Consider the following 21,103-nt stretch of genomic DNA (forward strand, 5'->3'; position numbering starts at 1 on the left):
GGCTAGCTTAGGGCGACTTCAGGCTCCATCGAAAACCAGGAGGTCAGTGCTACGTGCCCCGGCTGGAAGGCCGGGGCACGAGCCCTTAAACGTCGCCGATCGCGGAAACAAGGGCCGCCTGGCCCTCGCCGAGCTTGTAGGAAAGGCCGATGACGGCTACGCGGCCTTCTTCAATGGCGTCGGAAATCACACGGGAGCTGTCCGCGAGGCGCTGCGCGGTCTGCTTGACGTGCTCCACCACCATGTCGTTGACCTCTTCCTGGCCATTGCGCTTGGCCGTGAGCACCGACGGGGTAATGCGTTCGACGAGGTCCCTGATGAAGCCCGGGGGCATTTCACCGGTTTCCACGGCGCCCTTGGTGGCGGTGACTGCCCCGCAGCTGTCGTGGCCCAGGATGGCGATCAGCGGAACTTTGAGTTCGCTGATGCTGTACTCCAGCGAGCCCAGAACCGCGTCATCGATCACCTGGCCTGCTGTCCGCACCACGAAGGCGTCGCCCAGTCCGAGGTCGAAGATGATCTCTGCCGCGAGGCGCGAATCCGCGCAGCCAAAGATGACCGCGAAAGGATTCTGGCCCTCAAGAAGCGACGAACGACGGGCCGCATCCTGGTTGGGGTGGCGGGATTCGCCGGAAACAAAGCGTTCATTACCCTCGCGCAGCCGGCGCCAGGCAAGGGCTGGAGTCAAATAAGTAGGCACCTTATTACTTTACGGCGCGCGACCCTTAGGTCACGAAGTGTTGCGTCCGGCGTCAGGGAGCCGGAGTCGTGGCCGGCGCACCGGCCTCAGGAGCCTCGTCTGCGGACTTCACGACGGCGGCAGCCAGGGCCGCGAATTCCTCAAGGTTCGCTGTGCCGCTGAGGATGATGGTGGTGCCTTTGTACTCGAGGGTCATGCTGCGCTTTTCCTTGCCGGAATCGCGAAGCTCCCAGTCCTGTCCGCCGGCGTTCCGGGTACCCGTCACGGGCAGGTTGCCGGTCTGCTGGAGGACCCAGGTGGGGTTCGCTTCCCGCGTCTGGGTCAGGCCGATGAATGCTTCCTTCGGCGTCAGGTAGCCGACTTCCCACGTGGGGACGCCTGTACCCGTGCCGCTTTCCCAACGGGCGTAGTTGGGCCGGAATGTGTCACCGGTATCCGGAGTTACGGGTGTGAATCCGGCCACATCCGCAGCGTTCCGGGCGATCGCAGGGACGTCGACGGCGGGCCGGAAGTTCTCGCCCTTGGGGGCCGGATTCATCAAGACCACAGGAAGGAATGCGAGGACGCAGAGGACCAGGGCAATAACCATGCCGATGACCGAAGCATTGGCGCGTTTTGCCGCCTTCGCCGCAATGACGGGTTTGTACGGGGCTTCCGAGGCGTCCGGGGCGTTGGTCGAATGGGGCTCCGGGGCGGTCTGGCCATTGCCGGCGACGGGCTTGTCCTGCGTTTCACTCACCCTTCCATAGTCCCTTATCGCCGCACCTAACACACAACCGGGAACCTCACCGCGGGTATTGCGGGCGGTGGTCATCCAGAGGCTCCAAGCCGCTCCGGCGACTATGATCGTTGGTAGGGACCCCGGGTTAGCCCCAGTGCAACCGTGTCCGGCCCCGTGAATCGTCACTCGAAGAAGAGGTTCAAGTGTCTCCTGCACCAATGACCCAGCAGTATTCCACGATTTCGCCGTCGCTCGCCGTCGGCACCGACGAACCCGACCGCAACCTCGCGCTGGAACTCGTCCGTGTCACCGAGGCCGCGGCTATTGCCGGTGGCCACTGGGTTGGTTTCGGCGACAAGAACAAGGCAGACGGCGCCGCCGTGGATGCCATGCGTTCGTTCCTTCACACCGTCCACTTCAACGGCGTCGTGGTGATTGGTGAAGGCGAAAAAGACGAAGCCCCCATGCTGTTCAACGGTGAGCAGGTTGGCGACGGCACCGGCCCCGAATGCGACGTCGCCGTCGACCCCATCGACGGAACCCGCCTGACCGCCCTTGGCATCAACAACGCCCTTGCAGTCCTGGCGGTTGCCGAGCGCGGATCAATGTTCGACCCCTCGGCCGTCTTCTACATGGAGAAGCTCGTCACGGGCCCCGAAGCCGCCGACATGGTGGACCTCCGCCTCCCGGTCAAGCAGAACCTGCACCTCATTGCCAAGGCAAAGGGCGTCAAGGTCAACCAGCTCAACGTCATGATCCTTGACCGCGACCGCCACCGCCCGCTCGTGGAGGAAATCCGCGAAGCAGGTGCGCGCACCAAGTTCATCATGGACGGCGACGTAGCCGGCGCCATTGCCGCCGCCCGTACCGGCACCGGCGTCGACGCCCTCATGGGCATCGGCGGCACCCCCGAAGGCATCGTTGCAGCCTGCGCCATCAAGTCCTTGGGCGGCGTGATCCAGGGCCGTCTCTGGCCCACCTCCGATGACGAGAAGCAGAAGGCCATCGACGCCGGCCACGACCTCGACCGCGTGCTGTCCACCAACGACCTCGTCACCTCGGACAACTGCTACTTCGCAGCAACGGGCATCACCGACGGCGACCTCCTGCGCGGCGTCCGCTACACCAAGGACCGCGTGGTCACCCAGTCGATCGTCATGCGCTCCAAGTCCGGAACCGTGCGCTTCGTGGACGCAGAGCACCTGGCGTCCAAGTGGGAGACGTACGCGCGCAAGGCTTAGTACCCCCGGCTCATCGCGCCCTGGGCGCGAAAGGCGCCCCACCGCTCTGCGGCCATCTCCTCGTTCCTCGTCGATTTGATGCCGCTGACGCGATGGGGCGCCTTTCGCTATCCTGGTGCGTTTGGTGCCGCGGTTAATCCTTGGCGCTTCTTGGGGTGATTAGGGGCGGGGGAGTTTGTTGCGGAGGGTTTTTGCTGTGTCGCGGAGTTTCCTGGCCAGTTGGTAGGCGCCGTAGCGGGCTTTGTTGACCGGGAGGTCCCAGGTGCCGGGGTAGGACACCCCGCGTCCGCCGAAGGACTTCTTGAAGGCCGTGAAGCCCGCCCACTTGTGGTCCGGTTCGCCTTCCGGGGCCACGCCCCACAGGTCCACGTGCTTGAGGCCCTTCTCCTTGGCATCGGCCATGAGGTTGACCAGCAAAGGGATGCCCGCGCTGAGCTTCCGGTGGGCGTCGTCCAGGGCTGCATGGGCATAGACGCGGGTATCGGTGGAGTCGTAGGCGAAGGCCGCCGCGATCGGCTCGCCCTCAAGCTCGGCGATGAACAACGTGCCCGCGCCGGAGGGAAGCAGCGACTGCGCAACGGTGGTCAGGTATCCGTCACTCTGCGGCTTGAATCCGTTCCGGGCCGCGGTGAGGTGCAGGAAGTGCAGCAGGACGGAAATGTCGGCGGGGTCCTGCGACGTCCGGAACGTCACACCCTTCTTGTGGATGTTGCGGTAAAGGTTGCGGTTGGTCGGCTTCATCCCGGCCAGCACCTCCTTGAAGTCCCCTTCAAGGTCAACCACCCAGCTCAGCTCCGGCTGCTGGTTGACCGGCGCCGGCCGCAGCCCGCGGGCTCGCAGGAGGGGTCCGGCGTCGGACGTTGTGAATCCTGCCGCGACGGGCTCCATGCGCACGAAGACAGCATGGACCTCCTTGGCCAGGGTCACCAGAGCCGCCGTGGCGGCGTCGAACGCTTCCACGGAATCCGCCACGGGTCCGTAGGGGGAGTAGAGAACCTTGCCGGCGGGGTTTTTTTCCTCGATCGCGAGGAAGCTCCAGCCTGGTCCCGATTTCTCATGGACCCGGCGGCCGAGGGCACGCTGGACATCGGCCCACGCGGGCGTCTGCAGGAAATGGTCCATGCTTATTTCCCCAGTCCGGTGGTCACGGCGAAGGCCACGCTGGTCCCCGTGGCACCCTGGACAGGGTGTACGTTGACCGGGTTCTCAATCTCCGGGATGAACGCGGCGCCACCGCGCTGCACGCGGAGATCGCTCCTGGGGGAGTCGAGGACCACTGCTCCGGCAATAACCACGACGACGGCCGGACCGGTTTGTGCCAACGGCACCGGGGCTGCGTCCGGACCCAGTTCGATCCGTTGGAGCTGGAATTCCTTGAAAGGCGGACGGTACAGTTCCTGCCCGAATTCCGTGCCCTCGGCCAACACCCTGGGCACGCCCAAAGACTCGAAGCGGACGGTCTTGAGCAGTTCGGCCACATCCACATGCTTTGGCGTGAGCCCGCCGCGGAGCACGTTGTCCGAGGACGCCATGACCTCAATGCCCAAGCCCCGGATGTAGGCGTGGATGTTCCCGGCAGGGAGGTAGATTGCCTGCCCCGGCTCCAAGGACACAAGGTTCAGCAGCAGCGAAATGAGGACGCCGGGATCGCCGGGGAAGGCGTCGTTGATGTCCAGCAGGGTGGTCAGCGCTTCCTGGTGCGGTTCCCGCGGCGCACCTGCGCGGAGCACGGATTCCACGGCGACCACGGCTCCGGAAACCGTGCGTCCACCTTCAATCAGCCGGGTAAAAGCGGCCCGGAGCGCTGCGGACTCGTCAGGCTGGCCAAGATCGGCGATGACGCCCGTAATGGTGTCCGGGACATCCATGGCTGCCGAATCCAGGATCGTCGCAAGGTGTACGAAGATGCTCTTCGCGGCTGCGGCGGACCGGAAACCGCACAGGGCCCGGAACGGCGTCAGTGCGAAGATCATCTCCGGCTTGTGGTTGTCATCGCGGTAGTTCCGCTCGGCGGCATCGGCGGGCAACCCCGTAGCATTCTCCCGCGCGAAACCCTCGCGCGCCTGTTCCAGGCTCGGGTGTACCTGCAGGGACAGCGGCTGCTCAGCTGCGAGGACCTTGGTCAGGAAGGGCAGCCGGGGGCCGAACTCCGCCAGGCTCTCTGCGCCCAGATGGTGCAGCGGGTTCGAGGCGATCAATTCATCCAGGGACTGCGTCACGCCGTTGGGGTGGATGGCGGTGGACGGCGAATCCGGATGGGCCCCGATCCAAAGCTCCGCTTCCGGACCGCCCGAAGCGGGCCGCCCCAGCAAGTCCGCGATCGCCGTCGTCGAACCCCACACGTAGGGCCGCAAAACATTCTCAATCTGATACACGGAAAGAAGTCCTTATGTTGCTCGGAATGGGATGAAAAGGGGCGGTTAGAGCGGGGCGCACTGGCCATTGGTGGCCACGAGGTTACGGATACCCTGTTCGTCGCCCTGCGCTTTGAGGCCGTTGAGCAGTTCCTCGGTGATCGGGGTGCCGTCAGGGGTGGTAGTGACCGGAGTGAAGTCCGGCGACGACGGCGAGGGCTGCTGGCCGGCAGGCTTGAGTGCCACTGGCTGGACGGCTGCCTGCTGTTGGAGGGAGAGCTGCGGTTGAACCGGACCGGAGGCGGCTATTGGGCCCGCTCCCTGCACGGTGTTGGACACCATGGAGTCGTTGGCCTTGGGTCCGTTGGAAGGCGTCAGCAGTTGCTGGACCCTTGAATGGATCAGGTCGAAATCGGGCACCGTGGAGAAGGAGGCGTCGAAGTCCGGCGGGCCGATGGTGAGGCGCTTGACCGGCTGGTTCTTCGATTTCAAAGCGAGGTCGACGAAGCTGCCCAGCTGGGAGGACGAGATGTTCGAATCCACCACCTTGGTTCCTGCGTTGGCGATGTCCTCGAACTTCGTCAGCAGGGTTGCCGGATCCAACTGCTTCAGCATGGCCTGCTGCACGCACTGCTGGCGGGCGATGCGGGCGTAGTCGTCCACGAACTCGCGGGACCGTCCGTACCACAGGGCGTGGAAGCCATCCAGGTGCTGGTCGCCGGCCGGGATCCAACCGTCAGGCATGCCGTGGATTCCGTTGGCTTCGTCGGTGACGGGACCGCTGATGGGAACCCAGCCGCCGGCCTTGATGCGGATGCCGCCCATGGCATCGATCAATTTTGCGAAACCATCCATGTCCACCAGGACATAGGCCTGGACCGTGATGCCAAGTGTTCCGGACACAGCCTCAAGGGTGGCTTGGGCCCCGGGGTCTGCCACACCGGGGTACAGGTCCTGGTAGTTGTTGGTGACTTCCGTGTTGACGGCGTTGATGAGGCACTCGTCGCCGCAGTTGTACCCGTCGGGGTAGATCTTGCGCATCGGCGAATCTTCGCTGAACTGCGCGTTCTGGAGGTTTCGGGGCACCGAGATGATGGCGCTTTCGCCGGTCCTGGCGTCCACGCTGATGACGGAGAGGCTGTCCGGACGGCGGCCGGTGCGGTCATCTCCGGCGTCGCCGCCCATCATGAGGAAGTTGTAGCGTCCGTCCACCGGGTCAATGGCGGGCCCGGCATTGAAGATGCTGCTGATCGCGTTCCTGCTGACATTCAGGACGTAGGCGAGGTAGCCGAGTGAACCGCTCCCCAGGACAGTGGCAGCGACCAGCATGACGGCGATGATGGGCCGCATGCCCGGGGCCAGCAAAACCGGACGGATGATCCGGAGGGTGTTGAGGAACAGGAAGGCCCAGCCAAGGGCCAAGGCAATGAGCACCACGATGATCACAAGGGAGCCGACGGGGTGCGTCACTATGCCCAGCAGGAGGCTGCGGTTCAGGGCGGCGATCAGTAAAGCCAGGATCGCTACCGCCCAGACTGCGAGGGTTACGCGCAGGGCAAGGCGGCCGAGTTTCCGGTCGCCGGCTACGATCTGGGCGCTGCCGGGGACGAACAAGGTGAGGAGGACCAGCACGAACGCGCGTTTGGTCCGCACCGGGGCGCTGGCCCCGGACGGATATCTGACGGGATCAGTCAGGGCTCCGCCTGGCTGACGGGTGTTCTGGTTCATGGTGGTCATCCGCGGCCTTCCTAGCGGGTGCTCCCCTCGGAAGTGTTTGCGGAAGCGAAGACCTCGCTGACTTTCTGCCGCAGGTTTTCGCCCTTCCTGGTGGCGGTATCGTTCAGCTCCCGGGCGAAGGTGAGGAGGTCGTCGCGGAGGCGGACAGCGAGGTCGTCAGTTCCTGATGCCAGCATCCGGACGGCCAGCAAGCCTGCGTTCCGGGCACCGGCGATCGAGACGGTGGCCACCGGAACGCCGGCAGGCATCTGGACGATGGACAACAACGAGTCCATGCCATCCAGGGTCTTCAAGGGAACGGGAACACCAATCACGGGAAGGGGCGTGACGGAGGCCAGCATGCCCGGCAGGTGTGCCGCTCCGCCGGCGCCGGCGATGATGACGCGAAGTCCGCGCTCATGGGCGGTCTGGCCGTACCGGATCATCTCCGTGGGCATCCGGTGGGCGGAAACGACGTCTGCCTCGAACGGAATGCCGAACTCCGCCAAAGCATCGGCCGCGGCCTCCATGACCGGCCAGTCCGAATCCGAACCCATCACGAGGCCTACCAAGGGAGCGACGGTGGGGTTTGTCATGCGTTCTCCTCAGAGGATTCCGACGGGACGCGGCCGTCCCGGATGGTGTTTGCGACTGCCGTTGCGCGGGAACGGACGGAATCCACGTCGGAGGCGGTTGTGCCCAACAGGTTGACGTGGCCGATCTTGCGGCCGGGGCGCACGGACTTGCCGTAGCAGTGCACCTTGGCAGCCGGTTCAAAGGCCAGGGCCAGGGGGAAGGCAGCAAAAAGATCCTGGTTTTCCCCGCCCAGGAAGTTCTTCATGACGGCCACGGGTGCCAGGGCGTCCGTGGCACCCAGCGGAAGGTCCAGGACCGCTCGCAAGTGCTGTTCGAATTGGCTCGTGATGGAACCGTCCTGGGTCCAGTGGCCGGTGTTGTGCGGGCGCATGGCGAGCTCGTTGATGAGGAAGCCGGCGCCGACGCCCGGGGTTTCAAAGAGTTCAGCCGCCATGACGCCCGTGACGCCAAGCTCGGTGGCGATGCGCAGGGCAGCATCCTCGGCTGCGGCAGCTACTTCCACTGAGATGTTCTGGGCGGGGGCAATGACTTCATCGCACACTCCGTCCACTTGGATGGTGTGCACCACAGGCCACGCACGGGCCTCGCCGCTGGGTGTCCGCGCAACCAGGGCGGAGAGCTCGCGGCTGAAGTCCACTTTGGCTTCGGCAAGGAGGGGACTCATGGCCTGGAACCAGCTGGCGGTGTCTGCGGCATCTTCGGGGGAGTCGACGATGCGCACGCCCTTACCGTCGTAACCGCCGCGGGGTGTCTTCAGGACCACCGGCCAGCCGATCTTGTCTCCGAACGCCACCAGCTCCTCCACCGTGTTCACGGCAGCCCACTCGGGGTTGGGAAGTCCGAGGCGGTCGATCGCGGCACGCATCACCAGTTTGTCCTGGGCGTTCACCAGTGACTCCGGCCCGGGTTGGACGTTCACACCGGCGTCAAGCAGGGCGTGCAAGTGGTCCGTGGGAACGTGTTCGTGATCAAAGGTCAGGACATCCACGCCCTTGGCAAACTCAAGGAGGGTGTCCAGGTCCTTGTAATCGCCAACAGGCGCTGTGGCCACGGCGGCTACCGCTGAAACGTCCTCACCTTCGGCCAGTACGCGGAGTTCAAAGCCCAGTGCAGTAGCGGGCGGGGCCATCATGCGTGCGAGTTGGCCTCCGCCAACAACGCCAATAACAGGAAAAGTCACAAGGTTCAGCCTACCGAACCAGCGGCTCGATCACGGATTCTCCAGCGTAGTCAACTGTGCGCAGGAGCGTAGCCACCTGTGTTCAGGAGCCTAGCCACCTGTGTTTCAACGGCCGCGGAGGACCCGGGAAGTACCGTCAAACAGCGTCTGCACAGGCTGCTCCAAGGCAACGCGAAAAAATCGGCGCTAAAATGGATGAGGCCCACCGGCCCTAATTTTCAACGGCCATGGAGGGTCATGATCACCACACTTGCAGATCGCATCCGCGGACTTGCCTCGCTCTTCTGGCGCGAAGTAGCCAAGTTCGGCGCCGTTGGAGGTGTAGCTTTCGTCATTGACTCTGCCGTTTTCATTTGGCTCTTTTCGGGTCCCATGCACGGCAGCGAGGTCTGGGCCAAGGCGATCGCGACGATCGTTGCGAGTATTTTTTCCTGGATTGCCAACAGGTTCTGGACCTTCCGTCACCGGAAGCAAGCGAACGTTGTCCGTGAGGCCATTCTCTTTGCCGTGATGAACTTCGTCGGGCTCCTCATCGCGTCGGGCTGCGTGTGGGTTGCCAAGTACATCCTCAACCTCAATGACAAACCATCACTGTTCATTGCCGGCAGCGTAGTGGGCTTGATCCTCGGGACGATCTTCCGGTTCTTCGCCTACCGTTTCTGGGTCTTCAACGAAGAACTCGATGCAGAGCCCGAGTTCTCGCACGACCACGAGATCCTCGAGGTCCACCACAAGGCCCAGAGCGGAACCGCCGATGCCGGCCACGCCGGACCTCCCACGGGCGAGTTTCCCCGTATAAAGAACGGTTGACGGGCCTACGAACGGCTAACGCGCTCGTTCTCGAGCAGATGTTCGGTCACATCCACATCCTCGTGCACCAACACCACTGAACCGTCCCCCTGCCAGGCGCCAAGAGCTGCCGACAGTCCGGACTCCAGTCCCTCGGAGGCCCGCACCAGCAGGCGGACGCCGGGCTCGGCGGCTTCCGCAAACTGTTCCATAAGATCCGCGTGGGCATAGCCGGCGTTGCCACGTACGGCTGCGAGTTCCGGGGTGGGCTCGTTGTGCACCATGAACACGTCACCGTGGGAACGCACTTCGGCAGCGTAGTCAACGACGCCGGGGGGCAGCTCGCCCGGCCAGCTCATGGCCAGCGCCGCGAGGGGTACCGCCACGACAGCGTCGTATGCCGCGCCCGTGTGGTCAGAGGGATCATTGGTCACCAGCAGATCTGCGGCTGAGCCGTCCAGAACAACTTCCATGCCGAGCTGCCAAGCGGCCAGCGCCCACACAAAGGACTTCCAGTGCGCAGGGAGGTCGATCCTGATGGCCGTGCCCGGTTCGGCGTCGAGTTCGTCCTGCAGCAGGTTGCTGGTTTTGGCCACCCAGTTGTCCAGGACCCGGCCGGACAATTCCACCCGTTCGGAGTCGGGGCCGTACCACGTGAGCCTCGGCGAGGTGGAGTGGCCGGATCGCAGGGCGGACATCAAGTTGGCTGCCGGGATACTCATGGGTCCATCTTGGCACGCGCTGCACTGGCAGCGGGATGCCCTGTGTGAAATGCCGCACACCGGGATTAGTCCATTCGCTGGCGGGGCCGGCAGCCATGGCGGGAATCCGCGGAAAGCCGGGGTACGCGGTCGGCAAGCAGGACGACGCTTTCGTTTTGGTTCCGCCACGCCCGGGGACCAGTACCAAAACGTTGGGCGTGGCGCAGCCCACGTTTCTACAGATTCTTGATTATTATCCCGGCGCGGCTTGACTGGCAGCTAGTTACACACGTGTAATTAGTAATCAAACGCCGCTGCACAGAGGACCGGAACGAACACCGGGAATCGGAAAACATCCAAGCAGCAGCTGCAAAATCAGGAGGGACGCCATGGGGCAAGCGTTGCGTATCCAGGAAGATGCAGTCGTCGCAGAACACGCGTCGGTAAAATACCGGTCGCGGGAAGTACCCGGGGATTGGTATGTGGATCCGGCGGATCCCGAAGCGGCAGAGAAATACAACCAGAACGTGCAGCAATCGCTGGAGGAGCAGGCAACGGCGCTCCTCGCAGCCCACGAGGCCTTGATCGGGGACGACCCCGCCGCGGCCGAGGACGAACTTGACGATCCACCCATGGAGTTGCGCCGTCCGCTTGAAAGCCCGGTGCAGCCTGTCTGGATCGGGTTGCCTACGCAGGCTGACTTCGATGATGAAGGTGAGCTTGGCTGGCAGACGGATGCGCTGTGCGCACAGACCGATCCCGAAGCCTTCTTCCCTGAAAAGGGCGGTTCCACCAGGGACGCCAAGAAGGTCTGCGGAGCGTGCAACGTCCGCTCGCAGTGCCTCGAGTACGCCCTCGCGAACGACGAACGATTCGGCATTTGGGGCGGCCTCTCCGAGCGTGAGCGTCGTCGGCTAAGGAAGCGAGCGGTCTAATTCTTAAGGAAGTGCACGTTACCGCCGTCGTGGTTGCCCACGACGGCGGGAACTATCTCCCCAGGACATTGGCGGCATTGTCGAACCAGACGCGTTCGGCAGATGCCGCCATTGGCGTTGATGCGGGATCGACCGACCATTCGGCGGAACTGCTCCGTAATGTGCTCGGCGATGCCAACGTGGTGGAACTTCACCACCACGCAAAAGCCGGGTTTGGTTCTGCCGTCCGGTCCGGATTGGAGCAGTTGGCTCCCGCCGGATCAGCGTCGTCGGAAACAACGGAATGGATCTGGCTGCTTCATGATGACGCGGCCCCGGCCCCGGATGCGCTGGCGGAACTCCTCCACGCCGTTGAGCGGACTACGTCGGTCACAGTTGCCGGTTGCAAGCAGTTGGGCTGGGACGACGAGCGGCACTTGGTTGATGTGGGCTTGTCCACGAGCCGATGGGCAGAACGCCTGACGCTGATCGACGCTGACGAGGTGGATCAGGGCCAATACGATGCCCGCACGGACACCTTCGCAGTCAATTCGGCAGGCATGCTGATCCGACGCGACGTCTGGGAGCAGTTTGGCGGCTTCGACCCCGCACTGCCCGGGAGCGGCGATGACGTCGACTTCTGCTGGCGGAACTGGCTTGCAGGCAACCGCGTGGTTGTTGTTCCCAGCGCACGGATGTTCCACGTGGAGCACCGCCCCAACGGCCTGGGAACCTCCGCGGCTGCCCGTAAGGCCCAGATCCACCTCCGCCTCAAACACACTGCCTGGTGGAAAGTGCCGTTCCACGCTGTGGGCGCGCTGCTGGGCTCTTTGCTGCGCCTGGTCCTCAGCATCCTGGTGAAGGAACCCGGCTACGGCTTCTCGCAATTCACCTCCACGGTTTCCGCCCTTGCCCGTCCAATGGCAGTGGTGCGAAGCCGACGCTCAGCCGCCCGGACGCGGAGCCTGCACCGGACCGTGGTCCGGGGACTCCAACGCTCCTCGCGCGAGGTCCGCGCGCACCGGCGTTCGCTGCTGGAAGCCATCCGACCCCCTGAAGAGCGCCAAGAGGTCTCCGATCTCCTGGCACCGGAACCCAGCGGAGACTCCACGGACGACTTCGCGGCACTGGCCACGAACGAGCGCGGTTGGGTGGGAACGGGAGCGGTGGCAGCGGTCCTCGTCACCCTTGCCGCAGCGATGGTGGGACTTCTCGGGCTTCTCCGCACGGGAGCAGTTACAGGAGGAAGCCTACTGCCGGTGTCCGCGACTCCGGGAGCCATGTGGGACAACGCCTCCACGTGGTGGATTTCGTTGGGCGCCGGATTGCCCGGCCATGGTGATCCGTTCGGATACGTTCTGTGGGCGATCTCCATCCTGGGCGGTGGCGACGGCAACGCAGCGATGAGCTGGCTGTTGGTCCTGGCCCTGCCCCTGTCCGCACTGGGCGCTTGGTTCGCCGTTGGTGCGTTGACCAGGCTCCGCCGTTTCAGGATGGTAGCGGCCCTTGTCTGGGGAAGCGCGCCTGCACTTTTGATTGCCGTCAACGAGGGCCGTCTTGGTGCCCTCGTGGCACATGTCCTGATGCCCTTGCTGCTCTTGGCGCTGTTGCGGGCGTCCGGTTCAGCACTGGCCAACGGTGGCCGGCACCAACTCCCCGCCCGCCGTTCCGTCCCGGGCCGAAGCAAGCCCGGGGTCAACGGAGTGCCCTCATGGACAGCAGCTGCTGCAGCGGGCCTGGTCATGGCTGCCATTACGGCATCAGCTCCCTCGTTGCTGGGGCCCATCACCGTAGCGATCATCCTGGCTGCCGTTGTTTTGGGGCGTCGGGGAAAAACGCTGTGGTGGTCGCTTCTGCCCAGCGCCGCGCTCTTCATCCCGTATGCGATTTCCGCCGCGGACCGTCCCCGCTCCTTGCTCGCCGATCCCGGCGTGCCCCGGTTCTTTGAAGCGGCACCGCTTTGGCAGCAACTCCTTGGGCAGCCGCTGGCGTTCGACGTCGACGGCGGACTAACCGGTCTGGGGCTCTTTGGACCGGGGTCGGTTCCCTGGGCCCTGATCCTTGCATTGCTGATCGGCGTCCCGGTGCTGGTGCTTGCTGTCGTCGCCTTGTTCCTGCCCGGTGAGCGCATGGTCCTGGCCCGTATTTTCTGGCTGGCCGCCTTGGCCACTCTTGCCTGCAGCTGGTTGTTCGGGCATGTGGCTACGGGCGTGAACAACAACGTACTGGCCGGCCCCTTCACAGGACCGGCTGTTTCGGCGGCCGGGGTACTGCTGTTGGGTGCTGCGATGATCGGCGCCGACCGCATCTTCGGCACGTCCCGGTCCGCGGGTGCAGGGCGTTGGAAGCCATCGCTGCGCGGAGCCGTCTCGGGCGTCACCGTCGCCGTCCTGTTGTCCGGCCCGTTGGCCGGCATGGGCGCTTGGGTAGCCCAGAATGTCCTGCAATCGGATGCCCCGACGACCCAACGTGCGGAGGCCGGTGCGGCCGCCTCACTCGGCGCTTCACGACAGGTCCGGGCGGTGGAGACCGCCACCCTGCCGGCCACCGCCGTCGACCGCGGCGTGGGACCCGAGCGCACCAGGACGCTGGTTATCACCAGCGGCGAGCAGGGCGAGTTCACGTCGTCATTGATGCGGGGCGCCGGCACCACTCTGGACAGCCTTTCCACGATCGCCTCGGCCCGCACCATCAGCGGTGCGCCGGGCCGGGAGGAAATGAACACCGACGACGCCGCAACCGCCTCGCTCCGCAGGGCCGTAGCGACGATCGTCGCGAGTACGGGGGTGGATCCACGTGCTGATCTGGAACAACTCGGCGCAGGTTTCGTGGTCCTCAAGACTGCGGACAGCGCCGCGCAACTGACCGCCAGCCGGATCGACGCAGTCCCCGGACTTGTTGCTGTGGGGCAAACCGAAGCGGGATGGCTGTGGCGCGTCACTCCGCGCGGAGCGGCGGCCACCACGGTCTCGGACACCGCAGTCCGCGCAAGGATCATTGATGCCAAGGACACCGTGATCGGTGCCCTGCCTTCCGAGGACGTGAGCGTGGCCGGGGACGTGCCTCCAGGCGACCCGGGACGCAAGGTAGTACTCGCTGAGCGCTTCGACACCGGCTGGAAGGCGTGGTTGGACGGCAAGGAGCTCCCTGCCACGACGTCCGGCTGGTCCCAGGCCTTCGAACTTCCCGCCACCGGCGGGCACCTTGAAATTCGCCACACCAACCCCTGGGCCCTATGGCTGGGAATCCTGCAGGTAGTGGTATTCGGGCTCACGGCACTCCTGGCCGTACCCGTACCCGCCCGCCGTTCCCGGACCGGCATGACAAGGGACGAAGTTTCCCTCCGTAAGGAGTACAGCAGTGTCTGACGAACAGGAGAAAGCGGGCCGGGACAACCGGCGCAATTCCAAGAGCCGGCGCGGTTCCAACAAGGGCGTTGTCGGCGGGGTGGTGTCCGCGATGGTGATCCTGGCCGCCGGGGGAGGCGCGGTGGCAGCATCCGGAATGGTTCCCGGGCCAACGGGCAGCAGCAACGTCGAAGTGAAGCAAGCCGATGTCCCTGCCGGGCGGTCGCTTGGCGTCTGCCCTGAGCCTGCCCGGTTGGTCACTGGAACCGATGTGGATACCGATGCCGACTTCAGCCCGGTATCGACAACCGCGACGAGTGCGCTCAACGCCGTCGTCCTCAGCAATCCGGCCGGAACGGTCCCCGGCAGCAACGTCACGTCCCTGGACGGCAAGGGCATAGCCAGGATCGCCCAGGCTCCCGCCAGCACGCCCTCGCCCACGCCGGGTCCGCCCGTGCTGGCCGCAGCCGTTGCTTCCATCACATCCGTGACGTCCCCGGCAGTGGTGGGCGCGGATCCGATCGGCAACGAACAGGCCTCCTTGTCTGCAAACCTCAGCTATTCGGCCACGGACGGTGACCTGCGGGGCATGGCAGCCGCGCAGTGCCAGCAACCCGGAAACGACTCATGGTTGCTCGGCGCCAACACGGCTTTGGGGCGGACTGCGGTGCTCAATCTCAGCAATGCATCCGAGACCCCTGCCACGGTCAGCCTGGACCTCTTTGGTGCCCAGGGGCAGATCCAAGCCCCCGGCGCCAGGGGCCTCCTGGTCGCGCCCGGGACCACACGCTCGGTGAACCTGGCCGGATTGGCCCCGAACGAGTCGGAACTGGCGGTGCACGTCCGCAGTACCGGCGGGCCCGTGGCCGGAACCATCCAGCAGAGCGCCCTGCGGGGGCTTGTCCCCGGCGGCGTTGACTTCCTCTCACCCGGCACGGCGCCGTCCACGCTTCAGGTGATGTCCGGCGTCGATATCCAGGATGCCGCAGCTGTTCAGGCACTCGGCGGGAAGCCAGATTTCACCGATGCTGTCCCGTCGCTCCAACTGGCCGTTCCGGGCTCCAGTGACGCCGTGGTGCAGGTGAAGGTCTACGGCGCCAACGGAGAACGGCAAATCCCCGACGGAGGAGTGGTGACCGTGAAGGGCGGCACTGTTGCGTCGTTGAAACTGGACGGACTTCCTTCCGGCAGTTACACCGTCACGGCGAGCTCGGACGTGGCGTTCGTGGCCTCCACCCGCGTTGTCCGGGGAGCCAAGGCTGACTCGCCGGCCGACTTTGCCTGGTCCCCTTCCGCTTCCCGCCTGGGCAGCCAGCACTTGGTAGCTGCTCCGCGCGCGGGCCAGAGCTTCTTCAGTTTCGGGGTGCCGGAAGGGCGGGCAACCGTGAGCTATGCCCCGGTGACCGCCGATGGCAAGGTCGGGAAGTCCGTGGACGTCGATATGTCCGGCGGCACGACGTCCCTGATCGAGCTCCCGGCCACGTCGGGCGGTGCTGCGGTAGCGGGTTACGTGGTTTCAGCTGAAGGTGATCCCGTCTACGGTTCCGTGGTCCTGGGAAACAAAGACCGTCCCGACGTGGCCGTGCTGGCCATTCAGGACGCCGCGGACGGCCTGCGGAAGGTGCCCGTCACGGTCGGTTACTGAGCGGCCTGCAGCCGGTTCGGTACGCGGTGCAGTCCGGCTTGAGGCTGCCGGCACACCGTGCTACTGATAACGACGGCGGTACACGGGGTCGAGCGTCTCAGGTGGCACTCCGAGCATCTCGGCCGTGTACTCCACCACAACGTCATGGACCAGGTCCTGGAGTTCCTCGCGGGTGCCCGCAGCCTGTTCAACAACCCGCCGGTACACCGTGATCATGGGAGGTTCGCCTCCGCGGGCCGGCGTGTATGCCCCCATGGGCGCTGCCGTGCGTTCGGCGACCAGCTGCTCCAACCGGGGCGGGATCTCATCCACGGCAAAGAGCACGCCATCGAGTTGCTGGCCCCACATCTCCTGCAGCCGTTCGGCCGAGTCGAGCACCATGTCATCGAAGCGCTCGGAGCGGGACCGGAAGCCCGGAAGGTTGGGGAGCATCAGCTCGCCCCGCAGGCCCCGCCCATGACGGTTGCGACGGCGCCGCCGGAACCCGCGGGGGGCTTGCGCAGCAGGGTCAGTGGCCTGACTGCCGTTGGCCTCATTCCACTGGATGGTGAAGCCAGGAACCTGTGGCTGTGACTGCATACAACGACTGTAGTCCCGCCCAACCGCCAGCGCGACATCATGGGGCCGGCGCCGCCGTCGGGCCCTGCTTCGGAGCCGAAATGCGGCCTGCTGTGCCCGTCAATGCACGCTCCAGGGGCCAACTGCGGCTAATCTGGGATGTTGTGGGTGCTATTCGCCAGTGTTCAAGATCAGCCTGCCGCCAGTCAGCGGTAGCTACTTTGACGTACGTCTATGCCGAGTCGACCGCCGTTCTGGGCCCGTTGGCAACGTACGCCGAACCCCACGCCTATGACCTCTGTGCCCAGCATGCGGAAACGCTGACCGTCCCGCGGGGATGGGAAGTGCTTCGCCTGGCCATGCCGGGCACCCCGCCGCAGCCGGGCCCGGATGATCTGCTGGCCCTTGCGAACGCAGTGCGGGAAGCCGCATCCGCAGCACCGGAAAGCCCGTCCCGTACCCCGCGCACCCCGGTGGAACCGCCTGCCGCTGTTGAGGGCACCCGACGGGGACACCTGAGGGTCCTGCGCGAACCTTCCTGACCCGGCGGGCGGCCCGGGTCCGGAGCAATATTTCGCCGGCTCCGTGACGCTTAGTCCCGCGCGGTAGGCTGGAACCTGCAGAATAATCAGCCCGTGGCGCCATGCCCGGCGCCATCCAGGGAGCATTCACCATGCCAAAGGTAAGTCCTGAACTGTTGTCCATCCTGCGTTGCCCGGTGACAGGGTCCGCGCTGGTGCAGGAAGGCGAGGAGCTCGTCTCCACCGAGGCGGACGCCGCCGGCAACAAGGTCCGTTACGGAATCGAAGACGGAATTCCCCTGCTCCTGCCGCCGGACCTTCTTCCGGCCGCCGACGCCTGATTCTCCCAAGACACGAATTCCACAAGGTACATCGAAGGACACCCATGACTTTTGACTACAAAGTAGCCGACATCTCCCTGGCCGAGGCCGGACGCCACCAGATCCGCCTCGCCGAACACGAAATGCCGGGCCTGATGTCGCTGCGCGCAGAATTCGGCGCCTCCCAGCCCCTGAAGGGTGCCCGGATTGCCGGCTCGCTGCACATGACCGTGCAGACTGCCGTGCTGATCGAGACCCTCACCGCTTTGGGCGCCGAAGTCCGCTGGGCATCGTGCAACATTTTCTCCACCCAGGACGAGGCCGCGGCCGCCGTCGTGGTTGGCAAGGGAACTCCGGAAGACCCGCAGGGTGTTCCCGTGTTCGCCTGGAAGGGCGAAACCCTGGAAGAGTACTGGTGGACCGCAGAGCAGATCCTCACCTGGCCGGGTGCCGACAGCAACCCGGAGCTGGGCCCCAACATGATCCTCGACGACGGCGGCGACGCAACGCTCCTGCTGCATAAGGGCGTTGAGTTCGAAGCCGCCGGGGCTGTCCCGGCCACAACGGAAGAGGACCCCGAGGAATACGGCATCATCCTGGACGTCCTTCGCCGCACGCTTGCCGAGGACCCGCAGAAGTGGACGCGGACCGCGGCCCGCATCCAGGGCGTCACCGAGGAGACCACCACGGGTGTCCACCGCCTGTACCAGCTCGCCGAGCAGGGCAAGCTCCTCTTCCCGGCCATCAACGTCAACGACTCCGTGACCAAGAGCAAGTTCGACAACAAATACGGCATCCGCCACTCCCTCCCTGATGGCATCAACCGCGCCACCGACGTCCTCATGGGCGGCAAGGTCGCCGTCGTTTGTGGCTATGGCGACGTCGGCAAGGGTGCGGCCGAGGCGCTCCGGGGCCAGGGTTCCCGCGTAGTGGTCACCGAGATCGACCCCATCTGTGCCCTGCAGGCCGCCATGGACGGATACCAAGTGGCCAAGCTGGAGACGGTTCTGGCGCAGGGTGACATCTTCATCACCACCACCGGCAACAAGGACGTCATCTTGGCCGAGCACATGGTGGGCATGAAGAACAAGGCGATCGTGGGCAACATCGGCCACTTCGACAACGAGATCGACATCGCCGGCCTTGCCAAGCTTCCCGGCGTCAAGAAGGTCGAAATCAAGCCGCAGGTCCACGAATGGGTCTTCGACTCCGGAACGGACAACGAGCGCTCCATCATCGTGCTCTCCGAAGGCCGCCTCCTGAACCTCGGCAACGCCACGGGCCACCCGTCGTTCGTGATGAGCAACTCCTTCGCCAACCAGACCATCGCGCAGATCGAACTCTGGACCAAGCACGACCAGCCTGCCGGCGAGCGGGAGTACGAGAAGCAGGTTTACGTCCTGCCGAAGATCCTTGACGAGAAGGTGGCACGCCTCCACCTTGACGCGCTTGGCGTAGAGCTGACCGAACTGAGCAAGGAACAGGCCGAATACCTGGGCCTCGACGTCGCCGGGCCCTACAAGCCGGAGCATTACCGCTACTAAGCCTTGTGACAAGAACTGGAAGGCCGGACACGCGAACCTGCGTGGCCGGCCTTTCGGCTAAAATTGACTGTTCAGTAAAGCTGCCGGGGGACAGGAAGACGGGAACCATGACCGAAGTCGCAAAGCGGAAAACAGGCAAGGTCGTTGCCATCATCGGGATCTGCGCGGCCATCGCCGCCGGCGGAATCGGTGTGGCCACCGTCCCCGGCCTCCTGCCGGGCTCCGCCTCCAACGACGCCGGAACGGTGCAGTCGGCCGCTCCCGAGGCCAAGCCCGTTGAACTGGGCGTCACTCCGCTCGATGGCGCAGTGGAGTGGAATCCGGTGGTCGGCCCGCAGGTGAAAGCCGTCAACGGGAAAATCAAGGATGTCCGCCTGGTTCCTGCCGACGGGGGCGCTCCCGTGCAAGGGAAGATCAGTCCGGACGGCAGCACCTGGACAACGCTGGAGGTCCTGAAGTTCAAGACCCAATACAACTACTCCTTCACGGTGGCTGACTCTGCCGGCAAGGAAACCACCAGAAACCAGACTTTCACCACCGTCTCGGCAGCCTATGAAGCGGATGCGTCCATCTACCCCCGCAACGGCACCGTGGCAGGTTCAGGGCAACCGATCGAGATCAACTTCAGTGAACCGGTCCTGGACAAGGCCGCCATGGAAAAGCGCGTTGCCATCACTGTCTCCTCGGGACAGCCGGTGGCGTGGCACTGGTACTCGGACAAGAAAGTGCGCATCCGGCCCGAAGCCTTCTGGGCCGCGGGAACCACTGTCACCGTGGACATGAAGCTCCTGGGCGTCGACTTCGGCAACGGAATGATCGGCAACGGGGATGTCACGTCCACCTTCACCACCGGTCCGCAGCGCATAGCCGTGGTTGACGACACCACCAAGACCATGAACGTGTACATCGACGGCAAGCTGGCACACACAGCGCCGGTGTCCCTGGGCGGGGAGGACTGGCTCTCGCCCACGGGCTATGCGGTGATCATGGAGCAGGAACGCCACTCCAACTTCAACGCCGGGACCATCGGGCTGAAGCCGGGGGACAAGGGCTATTATCCGCCGCTGGTGGTGGAGTACGCCAACCGGCTGACGTGGTCCGGCGTCTATGTTCACCAGGCTTTGGAAGCCGCCTGGGGTGCCATTGGACGCGCCAATGTGTCGCACGGTTGCGTGGGTCTCTTGCCTGAGGATGCCGCCTGGTTCTTCAACAACATGAAGACCGGCGACGTCGTGCAGATCCTCAACACCGGCGCCCCCGCCGTCGAGCCGCTCGAAGGCTTCGGTGACTGGAATATTCCATGGGCAAGCTACGCCCAAAGGTAGGACCAGGCAAAGTCAGCGCTCCGTGAACGGCAGCTTGCGGAGCCTTTCACCGGTGGCCAGATTGCGCTGCTCGGCACGCTTGAGCCGCTCGTACTCCCGGTTCCGGCGTTCGCCCAGGACTGCCCCGATGTAGTCTCCGGGCATGGTTCCTGCCGGCGGGGGCGGAGCCACATAGCTGGCAAGTTCGGAAGCCAAGGCAATGGCCATGTTGGTTCGCGATGCCGGCGCCATCCGATAAGCCTGTTGGACGAAGGTCGCCGCACGGCGCGCGGTATTGTCCGGGATACGCCCAATGTCGGCCATGGCCACCCACCCTTGAAGATACGGTGGCGCGGCAGGCAGGATACGCGGTTCCACAGGAACCCTCTGGCGAAGGGAGTATGTTCCGGCCACGATGTCACCCAACCGTTTGGACTTCTCGCTGAACAGCGCCACACCAATGGCGAGTCCACCAAACGTCACGTAGATTTCGAGGAACCCGAGCAGCCCGCGGATAACCGCATGCCGGAACCGGATGGAACCGCCGTCGTCGCGGACAATGCGGAGTCCTGCGGCAAGCTTGCCCAGGGAACGACCACGGGTGAGGGTTTCCACCGTGACCGGGACGATGACGAACGAGAAAACGACGCAGGCCAGAATGATGGCCCGCGTTGCGGCCGCGTCCAGGTCCGGGGCGGCGAAGCCGACGAGGATGATCAGCAGGATGAGCAGTACGACGTTCGCGATGACGTCCAGGACCAGGCCCAGGGCGCGGGCGGCGAATGATGCTGGGCGCAGTTCAAGGACCACTGCCTCGCCTGTGACGATTGAACTCAACCGGGCGCCGCCTCTCTCGTAGCTTTTGCCCTGCGAAAGGCATGACCTGCCTTTGCTGCACTGAGTCTAACCGCGTCCCCGCTGCCGCGCGCGCGTCAGGGACTAGGGTGGAGC

19 protein-coding genes are annotated in these 21,103 nt (G+C 64.8%); 9 read left to right on the plus strand and 10 right to left on the minus strand.

Features of this window, described 5'->3' with window-relative positions; translation table 11 throughout:
- Positions 1-85: 85 nt before the first annotated feature.
- Both AUR_RS16260 and AUR_RS16265 read right to left on the minus strand, forming a co-directional pair.
- Positions 86-700 carry a carbonic anhydrase gene (locus AUR_RS16260; protein WP_031216233.1) on the minus strand — a complete coding sequence of 205 codons (615 nt, stop codon included), beginning with the start codon at positions 698-700 and terminating at the stop codon, positions 86-88.
- Positions 701-752: 52 nt separating this feature from the next.
- Entirely contained in the window at positions 753-1,439 is a 687-nt protein-coding gene (locus AUR_RS16265) for a DUF4245 domain-containing protein (RefSeq protein ID WP_228145583.1), read from the minus strand.
- A gap of 200 nt (positions 1,440-1,639) precedes the next feature.
- Between AUR_RS16265 and glpX the strand changes: the two genes are divergently transcribed.
- Positions 1,640-2,662 (plus strand): class II fructose-bisphosphatase, encoded by a 1,023-nt coding sequence (glpX, locus tag AUR_RS16270; RefSeq protein WP_021471493.1) that lies wholly within the window; start codon positions 1,640-1,642, stop codon positions 2,660-2,662.
- Between the two features lie 159 nt (positions 2,663-2,821).
- On the opposite strand, the gene AUR_RS16275 is transcribed toward glpX, so the two are convergent.
- From AUR_RS16275 to AUR_RS16295, 5 genes are read right to left on the minus strand one after another with little or no spacing between them, the layout of a single operon-like run.
- Complete coding sequence (locus tag AUR_RS16275; RefSeq protein WP_062095717.1) at positions 2,822-3,784, minus strand: lipid II:glycine glycyltransferase FemX; 963 nt, start codon at positions 3,782-3,784, stop codon at positions 2,822-2,824.
- Between the two features lie 2 nt (positions 3,785-3,786).
- The gene (gene manA / locus AUR_RS16280; RefSeq protein WP_062095719.1) at positions 3,787-5,037 is read right to left on the minus strand and encodes a mannose-6-phosphate isomerase, class I; all 1,251 of its coding nucleotides are present in this window, start codon (positions 5,035-5,037) and stop codon (positions 3,787-3,789) included.
- 45 nt (positions 5,038-5,082) lie between these two features.
- Positions 5,083-6,753, minus strand: a complete 1,671-nt coding sequence (locus AUR_RS16285) for an LCP family protein (protein WP_062095721.1) — start codon at positions 6,751-6,753, stop codon at positions 5,083-5,085.
- A gap of 11 nt (positions 6,754-6,764) precedes the next feature.
- The gene (purE, locus tag AUR_RS16290; RefSeq protein WP_021471489.1) at positions 6,765-7,328 is read right to left on the minus strand and encodes a 5-(carboxyamino)imidazole ribonucleotide mutase; all 564 of its coding nucleotides are present in this window, start codon (positions 7,326-7,328) and stop codon (positions 6,765-6,767) included.
- Positions 7,325-8,509, minus strand: coding sequence for a 5-(carboxyamino)imidazole ribonucleotide synthase (locus AUR_RS16295; RefSeq protein WP_079941360.1), 1,185 nt, complete (start codon positions 8,507-8,509; stop codon positions 7,325-7,327). The genes purE and AUR_RS16295 overlap by 4 nt, the downstream gene beginning before the upstream one ends.
- 237 nt (positions 8,510-8,746) lie before the next feature.
- On the opposite strand from AUR_RS16295, the gene AUR_RS16300 reads away from it, so the two are divergent.
- On the plus strand, positions 8,747-9,319 hold the full coding sequence (locus tag AUR_RS16300; protein WP_062095725.1) for a GtrA family protein: 573 nt from the start codon (positions 8,747-8,749) through the stop codon (positions 9,317-9,319).
- A 5-nt stretch (positions 9,320-9,324) separates the two neighbouring features.
- Here AUR_RS16300 and AUR_RS16305 read toward each other — a convergent pair whose 3' ends face one another.
- A complete protein-coding gene (locus tag AUR_RS16305; protein WP_062095727.1) occupies positions 9,325-10,020 on the minus strand; it encodes a TIGR03089 family protein in 696 nt (231 codons plus the stop codon).
- 368 nt (positions 10,021-10,388) lie between these two features.
- Here AUR_RS16305 and AUR_RS16310 point away from each other — a divergent pair, with 368 nt between their 5' ends.
- From AUR_RS16310 to AUR_RS16320, 3 genes are read left to right on the plus strand one after another with little or no spacing between them, the layout of a single operon-like run.
- Complete coding sequence (locus AUR_RS16310; protein WP_082694443.1) at positions 10,389-10,934, plus strand: WhiB family transcriptional regulator; 546 nt, start codon at positions 10,389-10,391, stop codon at positions 10,932-10,934.
- 11 nt (positions 10,935-10,945) lie between these two features.
- The gene (locus tag AUR_RS16315) at positions 10,946-14,281 is read left to right on the plus strand and encodes a glycosyltransferase family 2 protein (RefSeq protein ID WP_062095729.1); all 3,336 of its coding nucleotides are present in this window, start codon (positions 10,946-10,948) and stop codon (positions 14,279-14,281) included.
- On the plus strand, positions 14,274-15,905 hold the full coding sequence (locus AUR_RS16320) for a DUF5719 family protein (RefSeq protein ID WP_062095731.1): 1,632 nt from the start codon (positions 14,274-14,276) through the stop codon (positions 15,903-15,905). The genes AUR_RS16315 and AUR_RS16320 overlap by 8 nt, the downstream gene beginning before the upstream one ends.
- Positions 15,906-15,965: 60 nt before the next feature.
- Here AUR_RS16320 and AUR_RS16325 read toward each other — a convergent pair whose 3' ends face one another.
- Positions 15,966-16,484, minus strand: coding sequence for a metallopeptidase family protein (locus AUR_RS16325; protein ID WP_021471482.1), 519 nt, complete (start codon positions 16,482-16,484; stop codon positions 15,966-15,968).
- A 143-nt stretch (positions 16,485-16,627) separates the two neighbouring features.
- On the opposite strand from AUR_RS16325, the gene AUR_RS16330 reads away from it, so the two are divergent.
- The 4 genes from AUR_RS16330 to AUR_RS16345 all read left to right on the plus strand — a co-directional run bounded on the left by AUR_RS16330 (position 16,628) and on the right by AUR_RS16345 (position 20,173).
- Positions 16,628-17,005 carry a DUF3499 domain-containing protein gene (locus tag AUR_RS16330; protein ID WP_228145582.1) on the plus strand — a complete coding sequence of 126 codons (378 nt, stop codon included), beginning with the start codon at positions 16,628-16,630 and terminating at the stop codon, positions 17,003-17,005.
- A 131-nt stretch (positions 17,006-17,136) separates the two neighbouring features.
- Complete coding sequence (locus AUR_RS16335; RefSeq protein WP_062099075.1) at positions 17,137-17,325, plus strand: Trm112 family protein; 189 nt, start codon at positions 17,137-17,139, stop codon at positions 17,323-17,325.
- Positions 17,326-17,369: 44 nt separating this feature from the next.
- Positions 17,370-18,848, plus strand: a complete 1,479-nt coding sequence (gene ahcY, locus AUR_RS16340) for an adenosylhomocysteinase (RefSeq protein ID WP_021471479.1) — start codon at positions 17,370-17,372, stop codon at positions 18,846-18,848.
- Positions 18,849-18,955: 107 nt separating this feature from the next.
- Entirely contained in the window at positions 18,956-20,173 is a 1,218-nt protein-coding gene (locus AUR_RS16345) for a L,D-transpeptidase (protein WP_021471478.1), read from the plus strand.
- A 12-nt stretch (positions 20,174-20,185) separates the two neighbouring features.
- On the opposite strand, the gene AUR_RS16350 is transcribed toward AUR_RS16345, so the two are convergent.
- Positions 20,186-20,989 (minus strand): RDD family protein, encoded by an 804-nt coding sequence (locus AUR_RS16350; RefSeq protein ID WP_021471477.1) that lies wholly within the window; start codon positions 20,987-20,989, stop codon positions 20,186-20,188.
- Between the last annotated feature and the right edge of the window lie 114 nt (positions 20,990-21,103).

Source organism: Paenarthrobacter ureafaciens (genome assembly GCF_004028095.1).
GTDB classification, from domain to species: Bacteria; Actinomycetota; Actinomycetes; order Actinomycetales; family Micrococcaceae; genus Arthrobacter; species Arthrobacter ureafaciens.

Excerpts from the sequence above, each read along its gene's own strand:
- glpX (WP_021471493.1), top strand. The coding sequence starts at position 1,640 with ATGACCCAGCAGTATTCCACGATTTCGCCGTCGCTCGCCGTCGGCACC.
- AUR_RS16275 (WP_062095717.1), bottom strand. The coding sequence starts at position 3,784 with ATGGACCATTTCCTGCAGACGCCCGCGTGGGCCGATGTCCAGCGTGCC.
- AUR_RS16285 (WP_062095721.1), bottom strand. The coding sequence starts at position 6,753 with ATGACCACCATGAACCAGAACACCCGTCAGCCAGGCGGAGCCCTGACT.
- purE (WP_021471489.1), bottom strand. The coding sequence starts at position 7,328 with ATGACAAACCCCACCGTCGCTCCCTTGGTAGGCCTCGTGATGGGTTCG.
- AUR_RS16300 (WP_062095725.1), top strand. The coding sequence starts at position 8,747 with ATGATCACCACACTTGCAGATCGCATCCGCGGACTTGCCTCGCTCTTC.
- AUR_RS16305 (WP_062095727.1), bottom strand. The coding sequence starts at position 10,020 with ATGAGTATCCCGGCAGCCAACTTGATGTCCGCCCTGCGATCCGGCCAC.
- AUR_RS16310 (WP_082694443.1), top strand. The coding sequence starts at position 10,389 with ATGGGGCAAGCGTTGCGTATCCAGGAAGATGCAGTCGTCGCAGAACAC.
- AUR_RS16325 (WP_021471482.1), bottom strand. The coding sequence starts at position 16,484 with ATGCAGTCACAGCCACAGGTTCCTGGCTTCACCATCCAGTGGAATGAG.
- AUR_RS16335 (WP_062099075.1), top strand. The coding sequence starts at position 17,137 with ATGCCAAAGGTAAGTCCTGAACTGTTGTCCATCCTGCGTTGCCCGGTG.
- ahcY (WP_021471479.1), top strand. The coding sequence starts at position 17,370 with ATGACTTTTGACTACAAAGTAGCCGACATCTCCCTGGCCGAGGCCGGA.
- AUR_RS16345 (WP_021471478.1), top strand. The coding sequence starts at position 18,956 with ATGACCGAAGTCGCAAAGCGGAAAACAGGCAAGGTCGTTGCCATCATC.